Source organism: Chromohalobacter moromii (genome assembly GCF_023091865.1).
GTDB classification, from domain to species: Bacteria; Pseudomonadota; Gammaproteobacteria; order Pseudomonadales; family Halomonadaceae; genus Chromohalobacter; species Chromohalobacter moromii.
In genome coordinates, this window is sequence record NZ_JAHXDI010000001.1 from 1,348,711 (window position 1) to 1,365,085 (window position 16,375).

The following is a 16,375-nucleotide window of genomic DNA, read 5'->3' on the forward strand; positions in this document are numbered from 1 at the left end:
ATGGTGCGTTAAGATTTTAATTGAACATTGTGTGCAATATTCAATATTGTGACGTTGGTCTAATCGACGTTTTCCGATCGGCGTCTGAGAGTAGATTTAGAAGCAATGTCCCGAAACCGATGCGTCCCACCGTGGCGGCGAGGCGTGTCCTTGTTACCGAGGTCCATCATGCAGCTCATCAATACGACACCGTCGGTCATCCGACTCAATGCGACCGATAACGTGGGGGTCGCCACGCGTGCCGTGCCGGAAGGCCTGCCGCTCGGCGTCGACGAGTGCGTGGCACGTCACAATATCGATGCCGGACACAAGGTGGCGCTGACACCGCTCGCTGAGGGAGACAACGTCATCAAGTACGGCCAGGTCATCGGCCGGGCGAGCCGCGATATCGACGTCGGCGAACACGTGCATACTCATAATCTTGCCATGCTCGAGCGCGATACGGCGCTGGAGGGCTTCGAGCCTTTTCCGCGCACGCCGGTAAGTGATTCGGAGCGCACCTTCATGGGCTATCACCGCCCCAATGGTCAGGTGGGCACGCGCAACTACATCGGTATTCTGTCGACCGTGAATTGTTCGGCGACCGTGGCCAAGGTCGCTGCTGAACGGCTCAATGCGGAGGGTGAAATCGCGGCATTGGGGTTTGATGGGCTGGTGCCGATTACCCACGGTTCGGGCTGTGCGATGAATACCGAGTCCGAGGGGTTTGCATTTCTCGAGCGCGTCATCGCAGGCTATGCGCGGCATCCCAACTTCGCGCACGTGGTAATCATCGGGTTGGGCTGCGAGACCAACCAGGTCAAGCAACTGGTGGAAAAGTCGGGGCTGGAAGAGGCCGGGCGTCTGGCCTACTTCAACATTCAGCAGGTCGGCGGCACGCGCGCCAGCATCCAGATGGCCTGCGACAAGGTGCTGGACATGGCGCGCAGCCATGAACGCGATGAGCGACGTCCCGCGCCGCTCCATCACTTGAGCGTGGCGCTGCAATGCGGTGGCTCGGACGGATACTCGGGTATCACCGCCAATCCGGCGCTGGGACATGCCGCCGATTTGATCGTGCGCCACGGGGGGAGTGCGATCTTGAGCGAAACGCCGGAGATCTATGGCGCCGAGCATCTGTTGCTGGACCGCGCGGTGAATGTGGACGTCGCGCGTAAGCTGCTGGCACGTATCGCCTGGTGGAAGCACTACACCGAGATCAACGGTGCGGAACTCAATAATAACCCTTCGCCGGGCAATAAGGCCGGCGGGCTGTCGACGATTCTGGAAAAGTCGTTGGGCGCGGTGGCAAAGGGGGGCTCGTCGAGCCTGAACGATGTACTCGAATACGCCGAACCGCTCAAGGTGCCGGGCTTCAATTTCATGGATAGTCCCGGTTATGACCCGGTCTCGGTCACCGGACAGATCGCCTCGGGGGCGACCGTGGTCTGCTTCACCACCGGGCGTGGCTCGGTCTCTGGCTTCAAGCCAGCGCCGTGCCTCAAGTTGGCCACCAACACGCACATGTATGAGACCATGCAGGAGGATATGGATCTCAACTGCGGCGCCATCATCGACGGTGACGTTTCGGTGGAGGAAATGGGTGAGGCGATCTTCGAACGGATCGTCGCCGTTGCGTCCGGAGATACCAGTGCTAGCGAGTCGCTGGGCTATGGCAGCAATGAGTTCGTGCCCTGGATGGTCGGCGCGATCACCTGACGGACACTGCATTTCCATCACGTTCAAGGGCACTCGAACCGCGCGTGCGCGCACTAATCGGGGGGAGTACGACAGCCGCATGGCCAGATCGTTGAAGGATCAACTTTATCGGGTAGTCCGCGAGGCCATCGAGGATGGGCGTCTCGAGCCGGGATTGGTGCTGCTGGAAGGCCATCTCGCCGAGCATTTCGCAATGAGCCGATCGCCGGTACGCCAGACGTTGGCTCGCCTTCACGAGGAAGGGCGCATCTGTCGCTTCGAAGGGCGCGGCTACCAAGTGGGGACGCAACCCGGCGATGCGGTGCGCCGCTCGTTGGGTCAGGGCGATTTTCGCGCTTCGCGTATCGAGCGCACGGATACCTGGCGTGCGCATGCCGAAAGCGTAGAGCGCGACGTGGTGCTGTGTTCGATGAAAGGGCGCTTCGAACTCAATGAACTGCAACTGGCGCGTTCGTTGGCGGTGAGTCGGACCCTGACGCATCGTATCCTGCTGTATCTGCAGAGCATCGGTGTGGTGGAGAAGGTCAAGTACAGCAGTTGGACGGTGGTGCCGCTGGACGATACGCGCTTGCACGATCTTTACCAGGCACGGCGTCAGTTGGAGCCGTTTATGATGACCCGTGCTGCCGAGACGTTGAGCGACGCGGATATACAGCGTTATCTGACGCGCTTGGACGATGCCGCGCGCGATTACCCCAAGGTGCCCAGCGCATTGCTCGATGCCCTCGAGAACGATCTGCACCACGAGGCACTGATGCGCGGTAACAATGCCGAAATCATGACCATGTTGCGTCGCACACGCCCGATTCTATTGATCAGCAAGCACCTATTGGGCTCGTCGATCGAATTGCCCAGCGTGGCGCCATTCTTCGACGAACACCGCCATGTGTTCGAAAAAGCGCGTGCCCGTCGCGGCGAAGATGCAGGGCGCGCTCTCGAAGAACATTTGGCGCGCTCCGAATCCCAGGTGCAGACGCGCCTCAGCGACTTCCGCGAGGCCGGTGCCATTGAAGTGCCGGACTATCTGCGCGAGGTCGCGCCTTCCTGAGTGCGCGACAAAACAAACGCCTGGAGCAGGTTTTCGCAAGGGCGCTATAAACCCTTCCCTGGGCGCTACTTTCGCCATCCTGTCGAAAGACCCTTGCTCCAACCTGCTCCCAGCGTGAGGGCTCGGTGTCGATCAGCTCGGGCGTTCGCCGTTGCGCCGGCGCAGCTCGCGGATCAGGGCGCTGTGGTCCAAATCGCCGTCGCCGTGCGAGACCATATCGGCGAACAAGCCATCCACCAGACGGGATACCGGAAGCTCGAGTGACAGCTCATCCGCGAGCGCTTGGGCGGTTTGCGTGTCCTTCCATTGCCATTTGGCGGGTCCGCCGGGACGGAAATCTTCCTTTAGCATGCGTTCGCCGTGGACTTGAAGGATCGTCGAGTCGGCGAAGCCGCCCAGCAAGGCCTCGCGCACTTTGCCGGGGTCGGCACCGCCGCGTTCGGCGAGCAGCAAGGCTTCGGCCACGGTGGCGATGGTGTTGGCGACGATCGTCTGATTGGCGAGTTTAGCGAGTTGGCCACTCCCCGCGGGGCCGACGTGCACGTCGCGACCGAGGTGTGAAAAAAGCGCTCGTGCCCGAGCATGGGTGGCCGCTTCGCCGCCGACCATGATCGCTAGCGTGCCGTCGATGGCGCCACGTTCGCCACCGGACACCGGTGCATCCAGATAGCCGACACCCGCTGCCTCGGCGGCCTGGGCCTGGCTCCTGGCCGTCTCGACCGGGATCGAACTCATCACCACTAGAATTGCACCGGGTGCCATGTGGGCGATCACGCCGTCGTCGCCTAGCAAGATGTCATCGCATACCGGTCCCGAGCTGAGCATGACCATGATGAGATCGGCGTCGGTGGCGGTATCGTTCGCCGATGGGGCGATTTCGATACCGTGCTCGCGCAGTGTCTCTGTCTTGTCGGGCGTACGATTCCAGGCGCGGACTCGATGTCCCGCCTCGGCGAGGCGGCGGGCCATCGGCGCGCCCATGAGGCCAGTGCCGATGACACCGATGGTATTGATGTCGTGCATGCGCTTACCTCGTGTCATTTCATAACCCCAGTGTGCGACTCAATGAGCCGCCCGCTAGCGTCGAGTCGGCGACGGCCTGACGTAACGAGTCGACGACGTCATCGGGCAGGGGAATTCCCTCACGTAGATACCGCTGACGTTTGGCAAGTCCGGATTGGCCGGGTAGACGGACCGCGACATCGGGATCGGCGCGCTCGGCATCGAGACAGCGCTGGGTGAGGAAGTCGGTTTCCTCGACGAAGGCATCGGTGCCGCCGAAGCGCGCTGGATCGATGACCATCACCGTGGCCGAGGCGCCCCATTGCGTGGGAGCGTCCTTGCGCCCGAAACCGCCGAGAGCCGAGGTCAGCGCCTCGACCATCAGTCCCAGGGCGAATCCCTTGTGGCCGAAGGCTTGCCCCCCGAGTGGCAGAATGCTGCCGGGCGGGGTGGTGAAGAAGTCCTCGGGGTCGTCACTGGCCGTTCCTCGGTTGGTGAGGATGGCCGGGTGCGCGAGCTTGCCGCCTGCGGCGCGTGTCTTGTTGACGGTGCCGTTGGTGATGCTCGACATGCTGACATCGATCAGCATGGGGTTGTCGCGACCCGGAATGCCGATCGCCAGTGGGTTCGGCGTGTACACAGCCGTTACGCCGCCATAGGGGGCGACTGACGCCACTGCGGGGTCTGAGCTGAGCACGATGGGCACCAGGTCGCGTTCGACGAGGGGGCGCAGATAGGCCGCCAGGCAGGCGATGTGGTGGGAGCGCTTGAGCGTGACGATGCCGATGCCAAAGCCCTCGGCCGCTTTTCGTGCATGTTCCAGCGCGCGCCTGACCAGGTATGGCCCCAACACATAATGCCCATCGATCGCGGCGGCCACGGGGCTGCTTTCCGTCATCTCGAGTGCATCGGGGTTGCCGCTTGCTTTACCGGCCTTGAGGTCCTTGAGATAACCGTGCGCGAGCTTGATGCCATGTGTGTGGTGGCCGAGAAGATCGCCCTCGACCAGCACGTCGGCGGTGATGTCGGCGACCTCTCGATGTGCACCGGCCTCCTCGAAGAGGGCCGTCAAGAGCTCATGGAGGTGTTCAGGGGAGTAGGTGGTCATGGCGTCCTCGGGGATTGGGGAGCGCCGCGATAACGGCGATAGAGACGAATGAATAACGGCAGGAACCAGATCAGGATGACCATGGCGCCCAGGCTCGCGCTGATCGGGCGCGAGAAGAAGCTGAGCAGGTCGCCGTTGCTCTTGAGCATCGAGCTCATGAAGTTGTTCTCCAGCGTGCCGCCGAGTACCAGACCCAGAATGGCTGGGGCCATGGGGAAGTCGTTGCGTGCCAGAATGAACGCGACCGAGCCGGTGATCAGCATGATCCAGACATCGGTAATCGTATTGTTGATGGCAAAGGCCCCGACGATGCAGAAGCATAAAATGATCGGCATCAATATCTTGCGCGGAGTCAGTATGAAGACCTTGGCCGAGCGAATGGCGATATAGCCAATGGGCAGCATGATCAAGTTGGCGATGAAGAACACGATGAATAGGGCATAGATGAGCCCGCCGCCGTCCATGAAGATGGTCGGCCCGGGGTTCATGCCTTTCATGTACAGCACGCCGATGACGATGGCGGTGATCGAATCGCCGGGAATGCCGAACACCAGTGCCGGCACCCAGGCGCCGCTGATGCCGGAATTGTTGGCCGAGCTGGCGTCGACGATGCCCTCGATGTGGCCGGTGCCGTAGGCGTCCCGGTTTTTCGACCGGCTCTTGCCCATGGCATAGGAAATCCAGGCCGCGATATCGGCACCGGCGCCGGGCAGCGCGCCGATCAGGGTGCCGGTCGAGCTCCCGCGAAGCAGGTTGCGCCAGTAGCGCTTGAGGTGCTTGGGAACGCTGCTGAAGACCTCGTCCTTATGCACGGCGGGGACGTTGCGGCCCTCGTTGCGCGAGCCGTAGAACATCATTAGCTCGTTGAGCGCGAACATGCCGATCATCACGGGGATGAAATTGACGCCGGCCATCAAGTCCGGGATGCCGAACGTGAAGCGTGGGGCACCGCTCATCATATCGAGCCCGACGGTGGAAAGCAGCAGGCCCACCAGCAGCGACAGGAAGGCCTTGGTCTTGGACCCGATGGAAATGAAGATCGAGCAGCTCAGACCCAGCAGGGCCAGCCAGAAATACTCGAACGAGCTGAACTTGAGCGCGACCTCGGCGAGCGAAGGTGACACGAAAACCAGCACCAGCGTGCCGAACAGCCCGCCAAACATCGAGCACACCAAGTTAGTACCCAGCGTTTCGCGCGCGCGCCCTTGTCGTGCCAGCTGATGCGATTCGCCGACATAGGCGGCCGAGGCGGGCGTACCGGGAATATTGAGATAGGTGCCGGGAATGTCGCCGGCAAAAATAGCCATCGCCGAGGTAGTGACGATCGCCGCGATGGCGGGCGTCGGGTCCATGTAAAAGGTGATGGGCACCAGTAGCGCGACGGCCATGGTGGCGGTCAGCCCGGGCACTGCGCCCACGAATACGCCGAAAATGGCCGCGCCGGCGATCACCAGCAGCGTCTGGAAATTGAAGACCAGCGCCAGGCCTTGCAGAAATGCATCCATGGCTTACCCCCAGATGCTCATGAGGCCCTCGGGGAGGGGAATGAGCAGGTAACGAGAGAACAAGAGATCGACGATCAGCGCCGCGACGAGGGAAACGCCAAGTGCCAGCAGAGGCGGTGTGCGCCGTGCCAGCATCAATACGAACATGACCAGGGCGAGGCTGAGCAGGGCGCCCAGCCACTCGCTGGTGAGAATATAGAAAACGATGGCCAGGGCGGGCAGCAGCGAGAGCAGCGTGTTGCGCAGCTGCTCACGCTCCATGCGCCAGGTCATACCGTGTCCGATGCCCTTGAGTGCCCCGACATGACTGATTGCGAGTATCAGACCGCCAATCATGAACCCTCCCCCGATGAGGGAGGGAAACAGTGAAGGCCCATACTGCAGGCTCGGCATGGTGGGGAACTGCTGGGCCACGAGATAGACGATAGCGCCCGCTGCCATGAACGCGAGGCCGAGGAGGAAGTCTTTCATCGTGGCCTCCCGGCTATTTGGCCAAACCGACTTGTTCGACGATCTTGCCGAAGCGCTCGTCCATGTCCGCCATCAGTTGGCCGAACTCCTCGGCGTTGCGCCATTCGGTCCCGAAGCCTTGCTTGGCCATGAACCCTTGGTAGGTATCGCTGTTGTAAGCGGCTTCCAGCGCGTCTTCCAGCGTCGAGACGATCTCGGGATCCATGCCTTTGGGACCTGCGATGCCACGCCATTCGCCGATCTGATAGTCGCTGCCGATGGCCTCCTGGACCGTGGGGACGTCGGGGAAACTATCCAGGCGTTCGGGTGCCATGATCCCCAGGCTGTTGGCACGTCCGGCTTCTATCATCGAACGGCCTTCGGGCACTGAGCTGGGCACGATGTCGATGCCGCCGGCGGCGAGTTCGGTCATGGCGGGCGCCGCGCCTTGGCTGGGAATCCAGGTGACGCGGTCGGGTTCCATGCCTTGGTCCATCAAGAAGCCGGCGAATGCCAGGTGCCAGACGCCCCCTTGGCCGGTACCGGAGGCGGTGTAAGTGCCCTTGGGTTGTTCGCCTACGGTTTTGACCAGGTCTTCGAGGTCATCGAAGGGACCATCGGCGGCCACTTGAACGCCCGCGTAGTCGTAGTTGATCTGTGCGATGGGCGTGTAATCCCGATAGGTCAGGTCGGTGAGGCCTTGCCAATGCATCATGTTGATCTCACCCGTCACCAACCCGAGCGTGTAACCGTCGGGATTGGCGCGGGCGATGGCGCTGTGGCCTACCACGCCGCTCCCGCCGGTGCGGTTGACGACGTTGACCGTCGCGCCGAGTTCTTCTTCCAGCGCCTTGCCGATGGTGCGCGCGGTGGCATCGGTACCGCCGCCGGCGGCCCACGGTACGATGATAGTGATGGGTTTTTCGGGGTAGTCGGCGAGAGCCGGTCCGGCGATGGCGGTAAGCAGGACGGCGATGCTGGCGAGTCCGGCTTTATTGTGCAGTTTGAGCATGATCGATCCTTGTTATTGGCGTGTCATGAAGTGTTGTCGTGCACGGGATGCGTCTTTCAAGTTAGTTCTTAATGTACATTGTGCGCAATATTCATTTATCTAGACTTTGGTCTACCGGGTAGGTTGAATCTCCTCTTTTTTCAGTTAGTTAAATTTCTTTAAAAGCGATCTTCATAGCGCCTCCAAGAGCATGCGCTGAAAATCGTCATGCGTTGGGGCACGCGGATTGGTGGCAGTGGAATGGTCTTCCAGCGCCCACTGGGCAACCGGTGCCAGACGTTCGCGCGTGACGCCCAGGTCGCTCAAACGCATGGGCAAGCCCAGGTCGATGTTGAGCTGGGTGAAGGCCTCGACGACATCCGTGCCGGGGGCTAACCCCATGGCATCGCGTAGCCGGGCGAACTTGTCGCCGCAATGGTCCTGGTTGAAGCGCAGTACGATGGGCATTAGCAAGGCATTGAGCGTGCCGTGGTGGAGCTTCAGATCGTGAAAGCCGCCCAGGGCGTGGGAAAGAGAGTGCACCGCGCCGAGACCTTTCTGGAACGCCAAAGCGCCTTGCGTGGCGGCCATCAACATCTCTCGGCGTGCTTCTAGGTTGCTACCATCGTTGACGGCAGTGCGGATATAGCGCGTGGCGCGTTGCAATCCATCCAGGGCGATGGCATCGGCGGGTGGGTTGAAGCGCGGACTGAGGAACGTCTCGACACAATGCGCGATGGCGTCCATGCCGGTGGCGGCGGTCAGGTGCGCCGGTAGCGATAGCGTCAGCAGTGGATCGCAGATCGCCACGTCGGGAATCAGATGCGGCGAGAGGAAGCCGAGCTTACGTTCATCGCGCATGCTGATCAGGGCGGCGCGTCCAACCTCGCTACCCGTTCCCGCCGTGGTGGGAATCGCCACCAATGGCAGCACCTGGCTGCTGATATGGGCGGCACCGCCCTCAATCATCGCATATTGCCGCAATGGCGCGGGATGGCTGGCCAGCAGGGCGACCCCCTTGGCGAGATCGATGCTCGAACCGCCGCCCAGGGCGACGATGCCGTCGCAAGCATGCTCGCGGAAACAGGCGACGGCGTCTTCGATGGCGACCTCGGTGGGGTTGGCGGGCGTGCCGTCGTAAACCGGGACTGGACGTGTACCGCCGATGGCCTCTTGAACGCGTGTGACCAGTCCGCTGGCGGTGAGCCCGGCATCGGTCACGATCAAGGGTGTGGCGACACCGAGCTGTGCCAATTCGTCGGCGAGATCGTCCAGGGCATCGTCGCCGAAGCGTATCTTGGTGAGGTAGTTGATGATCGAACTCATGGCGGACTCCTTGTGACCTTGGCATTGCCAAGGCGGGAATTGTTGTTAGCGTTTCGCTCAGGCTATGGCCGCATTGAAATCACAATCCAATCGAAGTTTATGGCATTGTGATTCGTTCTGGTTATCAGGAAGGGCGATCATGACGGCGGGCAAGCTTTCACATGCACATCTGTGTGCCTGGTTGCGTTTCAAACATCTGATGTTGCTGACCACCTTGGCCGAGAGCCGCAACATGCATGCCACGGCGCGGGTCATGCATCTGAGTCAGCCGGCGGCGAGCAAGATGTTGCGCGACCTGGAGACTTATTTCGGGTTCGCGCTTTTCGAACGCTTGCCGCGGGCCATGCAGCCCACCGAGCTGGGCGAGCAGGTCATTCGCCATGCGTGGATCCTGCTCAATGACATGGAACGTCTGGTGGATGACATCAATGATCTGCGTGAAGGGGGCTATGGCCAACTGCTGATCGGCGCCATCGCCGCTGCCGCGCCGGAAATCCTGCCGGCGGCGATTGCACGGCTCAAACGTGATCGGCCACGCTTATCGGTAAGCCTACAGGAGCAAACCAGCGATCGCTTGTTGCTCGAACTCGAGCACAAGCGCCTCGATGTCGTCATCGGACGTTTGACGCATGTCAGTCAGCACAATTTGTTCGATTTCGAGCCGTTGCTGGATGAACCGCTGCGGGTCGTGGTGCGTCGCGATCATCCTTTGACGCGACTTGGTCACGCCCCGGGATTGGACGAACTGAGCCACTGGCCGTGGATACTGCATCCGTTGTCGAGCCCCATGCGTGGCGTATTCGAGTCGGCCCTGGCGGAAGAGGGCATCGCCACGCCGGCCAATGTGGTCGAAACCACTTCGATTCAGGCAACCCTGCAATTGCTGCAATCCTCGGACATGCTGGCGGTATTGCCGCGTTCGGTGATGCGACGACCGCTGGCGGGCGGGCAATACGTCGTGCTCGAACGTGTGATCGGCAAGCCGCTGGACTACTACGGCATCATTACGCGTCGTCAAGAGCCACACTCCGTGGCCGCCGACGAGTTGATCGCTCATCTGCGGCAGTTGGCCAGTGAGGCGCTGTTACCGGCGGATGTCACGACCGACACCTAAGTCTAATGCCCGGGGACGCGACGATCTGAAATCCTAGACGGACAATCTGTGTGATGTATGACAGCGCGTGCATGGCACGTTCTAGCGTTCAAGGAGATCACGATGTTCGATGAATTGCAGGGTAAGCGTGTGCTGGTCACGGGGGCGAGCACAGGGATCGGGGCCGCCGTTGCTCAGCGTTTCGGTGCGCTCGGCGCGCATATCGCCGTTCACTACAACGCCAGCGAAGCCCCAGCGCGACAAGTGGCCGAGGCGATCGAACGCGATGGCGGCAAGGCGTTCACACTGCAACAGGATGTCAGTACCGCCGAAGGAGCGGTCGCCGTCGTCGATCGGGCCGTCGCGCAATTGGGCGGTCTGGACATTTTGATCAATAACGCCGGCGACATGCTGGGACGCGTACCGGCGGGTGATATCGAGGCCGAGCATTACGCGCGGGTCATGGATCTCAACGTCCGCTCGGTGACGCTGGCGACGCGCGCGGCCATCGCGCATTTCCGCCGCCAGGGCGAGGGCGGCAAGATCATTAACACCACCTCGGTGGCGGCACGCAATGGCGGTGGTCCCGGCGCGTCGTTGTATGCGTCGGCCAAGGCGTTCGTGAGTTCGTTCACACGGGGCATGGCCAAGGAACTCGCGGCGGACAATATTCGCGTCAATGCCGTCGCGCCCGGGGTCATCGTCACGCCGTTCCACGACCGACACAGCAGCGACGCTCAGCTCGAGACCATGCGTGGCGGTATTCCCATGGGACGGCTCGGCACACCCGAGGAGTGCGTGGGGGCGTTCTTGTTCCTGGCCACCGATGCCTTGAGCGGTTATGTCACCGGCCAGATCGTCGAGGTCAATGGCGGGCAGTTGATGCCCTAGGCACTATCTGAAAAGTGTCTGCGCTTGCCCATACGGCGTTAAAAATCGGCTCAAGGTGCTCATTTACAACGCGTAAACTCCGCCCTTTCGCCGATTTTTGCCTTGTCTGACCTTCGCTCGCCGACTTTGCAGACAGCGCCTGATTCGATGCGTTGAGACGCAGGCATCGGCCCACGCGGTGCCTGAACCGCGAGGCCATCGCTGGTATCCTTGTCGCTATTCCTCTTCGAAAGATAACGGGATGCCATGGCCTCGCTTTCTTTATTTCTTTCCATCCTGATTTCTGCGGTGGCGTTGACGGCTGCTTTCACCATGCTGGTTTATCGCTGGATGGGGCGGCGTGCCTCGTCTTCTAAGCCACGCGGGAAGTCACGTGACAAGAATGCTGCGTCCAAGCGTTCCAATGCCGCCTCACGCAAAGGGTCTTCTCGGGCCAGCGCCAAGACGCAGAAGTCGTCTCCCTCCCGGCCTCGATTGTCGTTCCTGCGCTTGCCGACGTGGCTGCGTGCCAGCCTGCCGTTGGGCATGATGCTGACGTTGATTGCGGCCGTGGGGCAGTTGGCGTTGCAGGGCATGCACAATGCGCATCAGGTGGCTGCGAACGATCCGCGCTTGCCGTCGCTGGAAAACGTGCTCGACGGTATTTCATTGCTTGCCTTGATGCTCTTGTTCGTGGGTATCGTCGCCTGGCTTGCGCCTCGTCAATGAAGCGCGATGCATGGATCGGCGCGCCCCAAGCGCCATGCTATAGTGCGCGCCATCACAGGAGAGACCGGTAACCCCATGAATATTCTGATTACGGGCATGGCCGGGTTCATCGGTCATGCCGTGGCCAAGCGCCTGGCGGCCGATGGCCACACCATCGTCGGCATCGACAATCTAAACGATTACTACGACGTGGCGCTCAAGCAGGCGCGCCTCGACGATCTGGCCGCGTATCCCAATGTGCGCTTCGAGTGCATCGATCTTGCCGATCAGGCGGCCATGCAAGCGCTCTTCGCCGGTGAGCGCTTCGAGCGAGTGATTCATCTCGCCGCGCAGGCCGGCGTGCGCTACTCGCTCGACAACCCGCATGTCTACGCGCAGGCCAATCTCGTCGGCCACCTCAACGTGCTGGAAGGCTGCCGCCATCAGCAAGTGCCGCATCTGATCTATGCCTCGTCGAGCTCGGTATACGGACAGAATGCGCATGTGCCGTTCTCGACCGCCGACGCCGTGGATCACCCCATCAGCCTCTACGCCGCGACCAAGAAGTCCAATGAGCTGATGACGCACAGCTACGCCCACTTGTACGGCATTCCCTCCACGGGGCTTCGCTTCTTCACCGTTTATGGTCCGTGGGGACGCCCGGACATGGCGATGTTCAAGTTTACTCGGGCGATTCTTGCCGGCGAACCGCTGCCGATCTTCAACCACGGCGATCTATCGCGGGATTTCACCTATATCGACGATATCGTCGAGGGCGTGGTCCGCATTCAGGACGTAATTCCCCAGGCCGATACCGAACGGCAAGCGACGGCGCCGGATCAAAGTACCGCGCCGTTCGCACTCTATAATATTGGCCATGGGAGCCCCGTGGCATTGATGGATTTCGTGCGCGCCCTGGAGCGCGTGACCGGGCGCACCGCGCAATGCGATTATCAACCCATGCAGCCGGGTGACGTGCCGCGTACCTGGGCGGATACCGAGGCCCTTTTCGACGCGGTCGATTACCGTCCGACGGTCGGCGTCGAGGAAGGCGTGGCACGCTTCGTCGACTGGTATCGCGCGTTCTATCACGTTTGATGCCCACTCGGGCTTGACGCCCACGCTTTTTTTGATGACATGACACGTAAAGGACAACACACGATGAAGATCAGTATCTTCGGCACGGGATACGTGGGCCTGGTCACCGGAACCTGCCTGGCGGACGTGGGGCACGAGGTCATGTGCATGGACGTCGATGCCGACAAGATCGCGCGCCTCGAACGCGGCGAGATCCCCATCTACGAGCCGGGACTCGACGCCATGGTGCGTCGCAATGTCGAGGAAGGACGCCTGCGTTTCACCACCGATGTGGCGTTCGCCGTCGATTTCGCACCGCTGCAGTTCATCGCCGTGGGTACGCCACCCGACGAAGACGGTAGTGCCGATCTGCAATATGTGCTGACCGTGGCGCGCAGCATCGGCCAATACATGCGCGACGACAAGGTCGTCGTCGACAAGTCGACCGTGCCAGTGGGGACGGCGGACAAGGTGCGCGGTGCCGTACAGGGCGAGCTCGACGCGCGGGGCGCTGCGCTCACCGTCGATGTCTGCTCCAACCCGGAATTCCTCAAGGAAGGCGCTGCCATCGAGGACTTCACCCATGGCGCGCGGATCATCGTCGGTACCGATGCCGAACGTGTACGCGATATCATGCGCGAGTGCTACGGTCCTTATAACCGCCACCATGAAAAGTTGATGTTCATGGATATCCGTAGCGCCGAGCTGACCAAGTACGCCGCCAACGCCATGCTGGCCACCAAGATCAGCTTCATGAACGAGATCGCCAATCTTGCCGAGCGCCTGGGTGCCGATATCGAGCAGATCCGTCGCGGCATCGGCAGCGACCCTCGCATCGGCTATCACTTCATCTATCCCGGTTGCGGTTATGGCGGTTCGTGCTTCCCCAAGGACGTACAGGCGTTGGCGAGAACCGCCGGTGAGATCGGGTATCGCGCCGAACTGCTCGAGGCCGTGGAAGGTGTCAACCAGCGCCAGAAAGCCACGCTCTTCGCTAAGCTTTCCCAGGCCTTCGATGGTGATCTAACGGGCAAGACGGTCGCCGTGTGGGGACTGGCCTTCAAGCCGAATACCGACGATATGCGCGAAGCGCCCAGTCGTGCCTTGATGGAGTCGCTATGGGCGGCGGGGGCACGCGTTCAAGCTTTCGATCCGGAAGCCATGAACGAGTGCCGCCGGATTTACGGTCAGCGCGACGACCTCGCCCTTGTCGAGAATCGCGAGCAAGCCGTGGAAGGAGCCGACGCCTTGGTGATCTGCACCGAGTGGAAGACATTTCGTAGCATCGATTTCGGCTGGCTCAAAGAGACGCTGCGCATGCCGGTGGTGATCGATGGGCGTAATCTGTTCGACCCGCAGGCGGTCAAGCGCGCGGGCTTGCTTTACTTCGCCGTAGGTCGGGGAGACTCACTCCAGTCGGCGTGACCGGATCAGTGCAATATACGAGTCAGTGAGATATGCAAACGGCGCCTCTTGAGGCGCCGTTTTGCGTTGCGGATTCAGCGCATGAGCCAAGGTGTTATCAACCCGCCGCCGATCAACAGGAGCACGAACATCATTAATGCCAGCAGGAAGGGTTTGATTCCCAGAGCGCGGAGTTTCTCTAATCGTGTTTCATATCCCAGTGCGGCCATGGCCATCGCTAGGGTGATTTGCCCGCTCGTCACGAGCCCCTGATGCAAGGGAGCGGGCAGAGCCACGATGCTATTGAGGACTACCATGGCGAGAAAGCCGAAGGCGAACCAAGGAATGACGAGCGAACCTCGGGTTGCCGGGAATTCACCGTCGCGAACCTGACGGCGATGCCACCACTGCCCGATCACTAGCAGAAAGGGTACTAGTAGCATGACGCGTACCAGCTTGACGATCACTGCGTTGGTTAGCGCTTCGGGCCCGATTGCATCGCCGACGGCTACCACCTGGGCGACTTCGTGTACGGTGGCGCCAATATAGATGCCAAATAGGCCCTCGTGCATCTGCGTAAGAGGGTAGATCAGCGGATAGACTAGAATCGATAGCGAACCGAACAGTACGACGGTAGCCACCGCCATTGATGTAGCGGCGGGACGAGCACGAATCATGCTTTCGGTAGCCAGGATTGCGGCGGCTCCGCAGATCGCGCTACCGGCGCTTGTCAGTAAGGCGGTGTCGCGGTCGAGCTTTAGTATTTGCGTGCCGATCAGATAGCCAGTCACCAAAACGACGCTTACCACAAGGACATCAAGCGCGATGATGGCTGGCCCTAGCCCCACGATCTGCTGCAAGGTCAGTGAAAAGCCGAATAATACGATGCCGGCACGTAATAGATGGCGGGTAGCGAACTGGAGTCCTGGTGCCACGCCAGACAAGCGTCGCGCCAGGGGTAAATTACCTACCATCAGTCCTAGCAATAAGGTGAACACTAGCGGACTGACACCGCTCGAGGCGATGCCTGGCAATCTAGCCATGGCGAACCCGCCTAGCGTCAAAGCGATGCATACACTTAGCCCCTGCCACATGATGTTTCCTCTCGAATGCCGATGAGGAGGACAGGGTAAGCGTGCATCGTGTAACCTAATATCGAGTAATAACGATATGCCATTTAAGTAAATTCGATATGACATCCAAGGTAACGTTCCGCCAACTCGATGTATTTGTGAATGTGGCACGCGCTGGTTCTGTGAGTGCCGCCTCTCAGCGCCTGCATCTTTCACAGTCGGCGAGCAGTCAGGCATTGAGCGATCTTGAGTACCAGCTTGACGTAGCGCTGTTCGAGCGTCTCGGGCGTCGTCTGGTGCTCAACGATGCCGGCCGGCGGTTATTACCACAGGCTGAGCAGTTGTTAGAAGGGTTAACGGTACTGGTGGAAACGGCGCGTGAGCCGCAAGGGGCATTACGCGGGCGTTTGCAAGTGTCGGCTAGTGCCACCGTGGGTACTTATCTGTTGCCGCAGCTGGCGGGTAGCTTTAGCGAGTCTCATCCGGAGACGGACCTCCAACTACGGCTGCGTAATACGCAAGGCGTGATCGACGACTTATTGCAATACGACGCCGACCTCGGCCTGGTGGAAGGGCAGTGTACGGAACCGCGTCTGTCCAGTGAGTTCTGGTGTCGCGACGAGATGGTGATTGTCTGTGCGCCGACACAGCGTTTCGCTGCTCAGTCGCGGTTGTCGCCTGAGGATCTGCAGGCCGCCGAATGGATCTTGAGAGAGGGTGGTTCGGGGTCTCGCGCGATCTTCGAAGCGGCGATTCGGCCTCATGTAGCGCGCTTGCGGGTACGCATGGAACTCGACCAACATGAGGCCATCAAGCAGGCCGTGCGGGCTGGCCTCGGCCTTGGTTGTTTGTCGAGGCTCAGTGTGGCGGGCGAACTCGAACGCGGCGAACTCGTCGCACTGGAGACTCCACTACATCTGGTCCGTGACTTCTCGTTATTGTGGCATCCTGAGCGTTATCGCAGCCCGTTATGGCAGGCGTTCAAGGTATTTCTTCAGGACGCGAGCTCAATTGTGTAAGGC

15 protein-coding genes are annotated in these 16,375 nt (G+C 60.9%); 8 read left to right on the forward strand and 7 right to left on the reverse strand.

Annotated elements, in window-relative coordinates:
- Window positions 1–168: 168 nt before the first annotated feature.
- A complete protein-coding gene (locus KZO83_RS06000) occupies window positions 169–1,698 on the forward strand; it encodes a UxaA family hydrolase (protein ID WP_247620115.1) in 1,530 nt (509 codons plus the stop codon).
- 79 nt (window positions 1,699–1,777) lie between these two features.
- Window positions 1,778–2,746: a GntR family transcriptional regulator gene (locus tag KZO83_RS06005; protein WP_247620116.1), complete on the forward strand. Its 969-nt coding sequence runs from the start codon at window positions 1,778–1,780 to the stop codon at window positions 2,744–2,746.
- Window positions 2,747–2,878: 132 nt separating this feature from the next.
- On the opposite strand, the gene KZO83_RS06010 is transcribed toward KZO83_RS06005, so the two are convergent.
- The 6 genes from KZO83_RS06010 to KZO83_RS06035 form a co-directional block, all read right to left on the reverse strand.
- A complete protein-coding gene (locus tag KZO83_RS06010) occupies window positions 2,879–3,769 on the reverse strand; it encodes an NAD(P)-dependent oxidoreductase (protein ID WP_247620117.1) in 891 nt (296 codons plus the stop codon).
- Between the two features lie 19 nt (window positions 3,770–3,788).
- Window positions 3,789–4,856: an Ldh family oxidoreductase gene (locus KZO83_RS06015; RefSeq protein ID WP_247620118.1), complete on the reverse strand. Its 1,068-nt coding sequence runs from the start codon at window positions 4,854–4,856 to the stop codon at window positions 3,789–3,791.
- A complete protein-coding gene (locus tag KZO83_RS06020; RefSeq protein ID WP_247620119.1) occupies window positions 4,853–6,361 on the reverse strand; it encodes a tripartite tricarboxylate transporter permease in 1,509 nt (502 codons plus the stop codon). The genes KZO83_RS06015 and KZO83_RS06020 overlap by 4 nt, the downstream gene beginning before the upstream one ends.
- A gap of 3 nt (window positions 6,362–6,364) precedes the next feature.
- Window positions 6,365–6,832: a tripartite tricarboxylate transporter TctB family protein gene (locus tag KZO83_RS06025; RefSeq protein WP_178999925.1), complete on the reverse strand. Its 468-nt coding sequence runs from the start codon at window positions 6,830–6,832 to the stop codon at window positions 6,365–6,367.
- A gap of 13 nt (window positions 6,833–6,845) precedes the next feature.
- The gene (locus KZO83_RS06030) at window positions 6,846–7,823 is read right to left on the reverse strand and encodes a tripartite tricarboxylate transporter substrate binding protein (RefSeq protein WP_247620120.1); all 978 of its coding nucleotides are present in this window, start codon (window positions 7,821–7,823) and stop codon (window positions 6,846–6,848) included.
- Window positions 7,824–7,994: 171 nt separating this feature from the next.
- Window positions 7,995–9,128 (reverse strand): iron-containing alcohol dehydrogenase, encoded by a 1,134-nt coding sequence (locus KZO83_RS06035; RefSeq protein WP_247620121.1) that lies wholly within the window; start codon window positions 9,126–9,128, stop codon window positions 7,995–7,997.
- 139 nt (window positions 9,129–9,267) lie between these two features.
- Here KZO83_RS06035 and KZO83_RS06040 point away from each other — a divergent pair, with 139 nt between their 5' ends.
- The 5 genes from KZO83_RS06040 (at window position 9,268) to KZO83_RS06060 (ending at window position 14,301) form a co-directional block, all read left to right on the forward strand.
- Complete coding sequence (locus KZO83_RS06040; RefSeq protein WP_247620122.1) at window positions 9,268–10,242, forward strand: LysR family transcriptional regulator; 975 nt, start codon at window positions 9,268–9,270, stop codon at window positions 10,240–10,242.
- A gap of 102 nt (window positions 10,243–10,344) precedes the next feature.
- Window positions 10,345–11,112 (forward strand): SDR family NAD(P)-dependent oxidoreductase, encoded by a 768-nt coding sequence (locus tag KZO83_RS06045; protein WP_247620123.1) that lies wholly within the window; start codon window positions 10,345–10,347, stop codon window positions 11,110–11,112.
- 246 nt (window positions 11,113–11,358) lie between these two features.
- Window positions 11,359–11,820: a hypothetical protein gene (locus KZO83_RS06050; RefSeq protein WP_247620124.1), complete on the forward strand. Its 462-nt coding sequence runs from the start codon at window positions 11,359–11,361 to the stop codon at window positions 11,818–11,820.
- 75 nt (window positions 11,821–11,895) lie between these two features.
- The gene (locus tag KZO83_RS06055) at window positions 11,896–12,897 is read left to right on the forward strand and encodes an NAD-dependent epimerase (RefSeq protein ID WP_040244702.1); all 1,002 of its coding nucleotides are present in this window, start codon (window positions 11,896–11,898) and stop codon (window positions 12,895–12,897) included.
- Window positions 12,898–12,960: 63 nt separating this feature from the next.
- Window positions 12,961–14,301, forward strand: a complete 1,341-nt coding sequence (locus KZO83_RS06060; RefSeq protein WP_247620125.1) for a UDP-glucose dehydrogenase family protein — start codon at window positions 12,961–12,963, stop codon at window positions 14,299–14,301.
- A 74-nt stretch (window positions 14,302–14,375) separates the two neighbouring features.
- Here the strand turns inward: KZO83_RS06060 and KZO83_RS06065 are convergent, their stop codons facing one another.
- The gene (locus KZO83_RS06065; RefSeq protein WP_247620126.1) at window positions 14,376–15,323 is read right to left on the reverse strand and encodes a YeiH family protein; all 948 of its coding nucleotides are present in this window, start codon (window positions 15,321–15,323) and stop codon (window positions 14,376–14,378) included.
- A gap of 149 nt (window positions 15,324–15,472) precedes the next feature.
- Here KZO83_RS06065 and KZO83_RS06070 point away from each other — a divergent pair, with 149 nt between their 5' ends.
- The gene (locus tag KZO83_RS06070; RefSeq protein ID WP_178999932.1) at window positions 15,473–16,372 is read left to right on the forward strand and encodes a LysR substrate-binding domain-containing protein; all 900 of its coding nucleotides are present in this window, start codon (window positions 15,473–15,475) and stop codon (window positions 16,370–16,372) included.
- Window positions 16,373–16,375 lie beyond the last annotated feature (3 nt).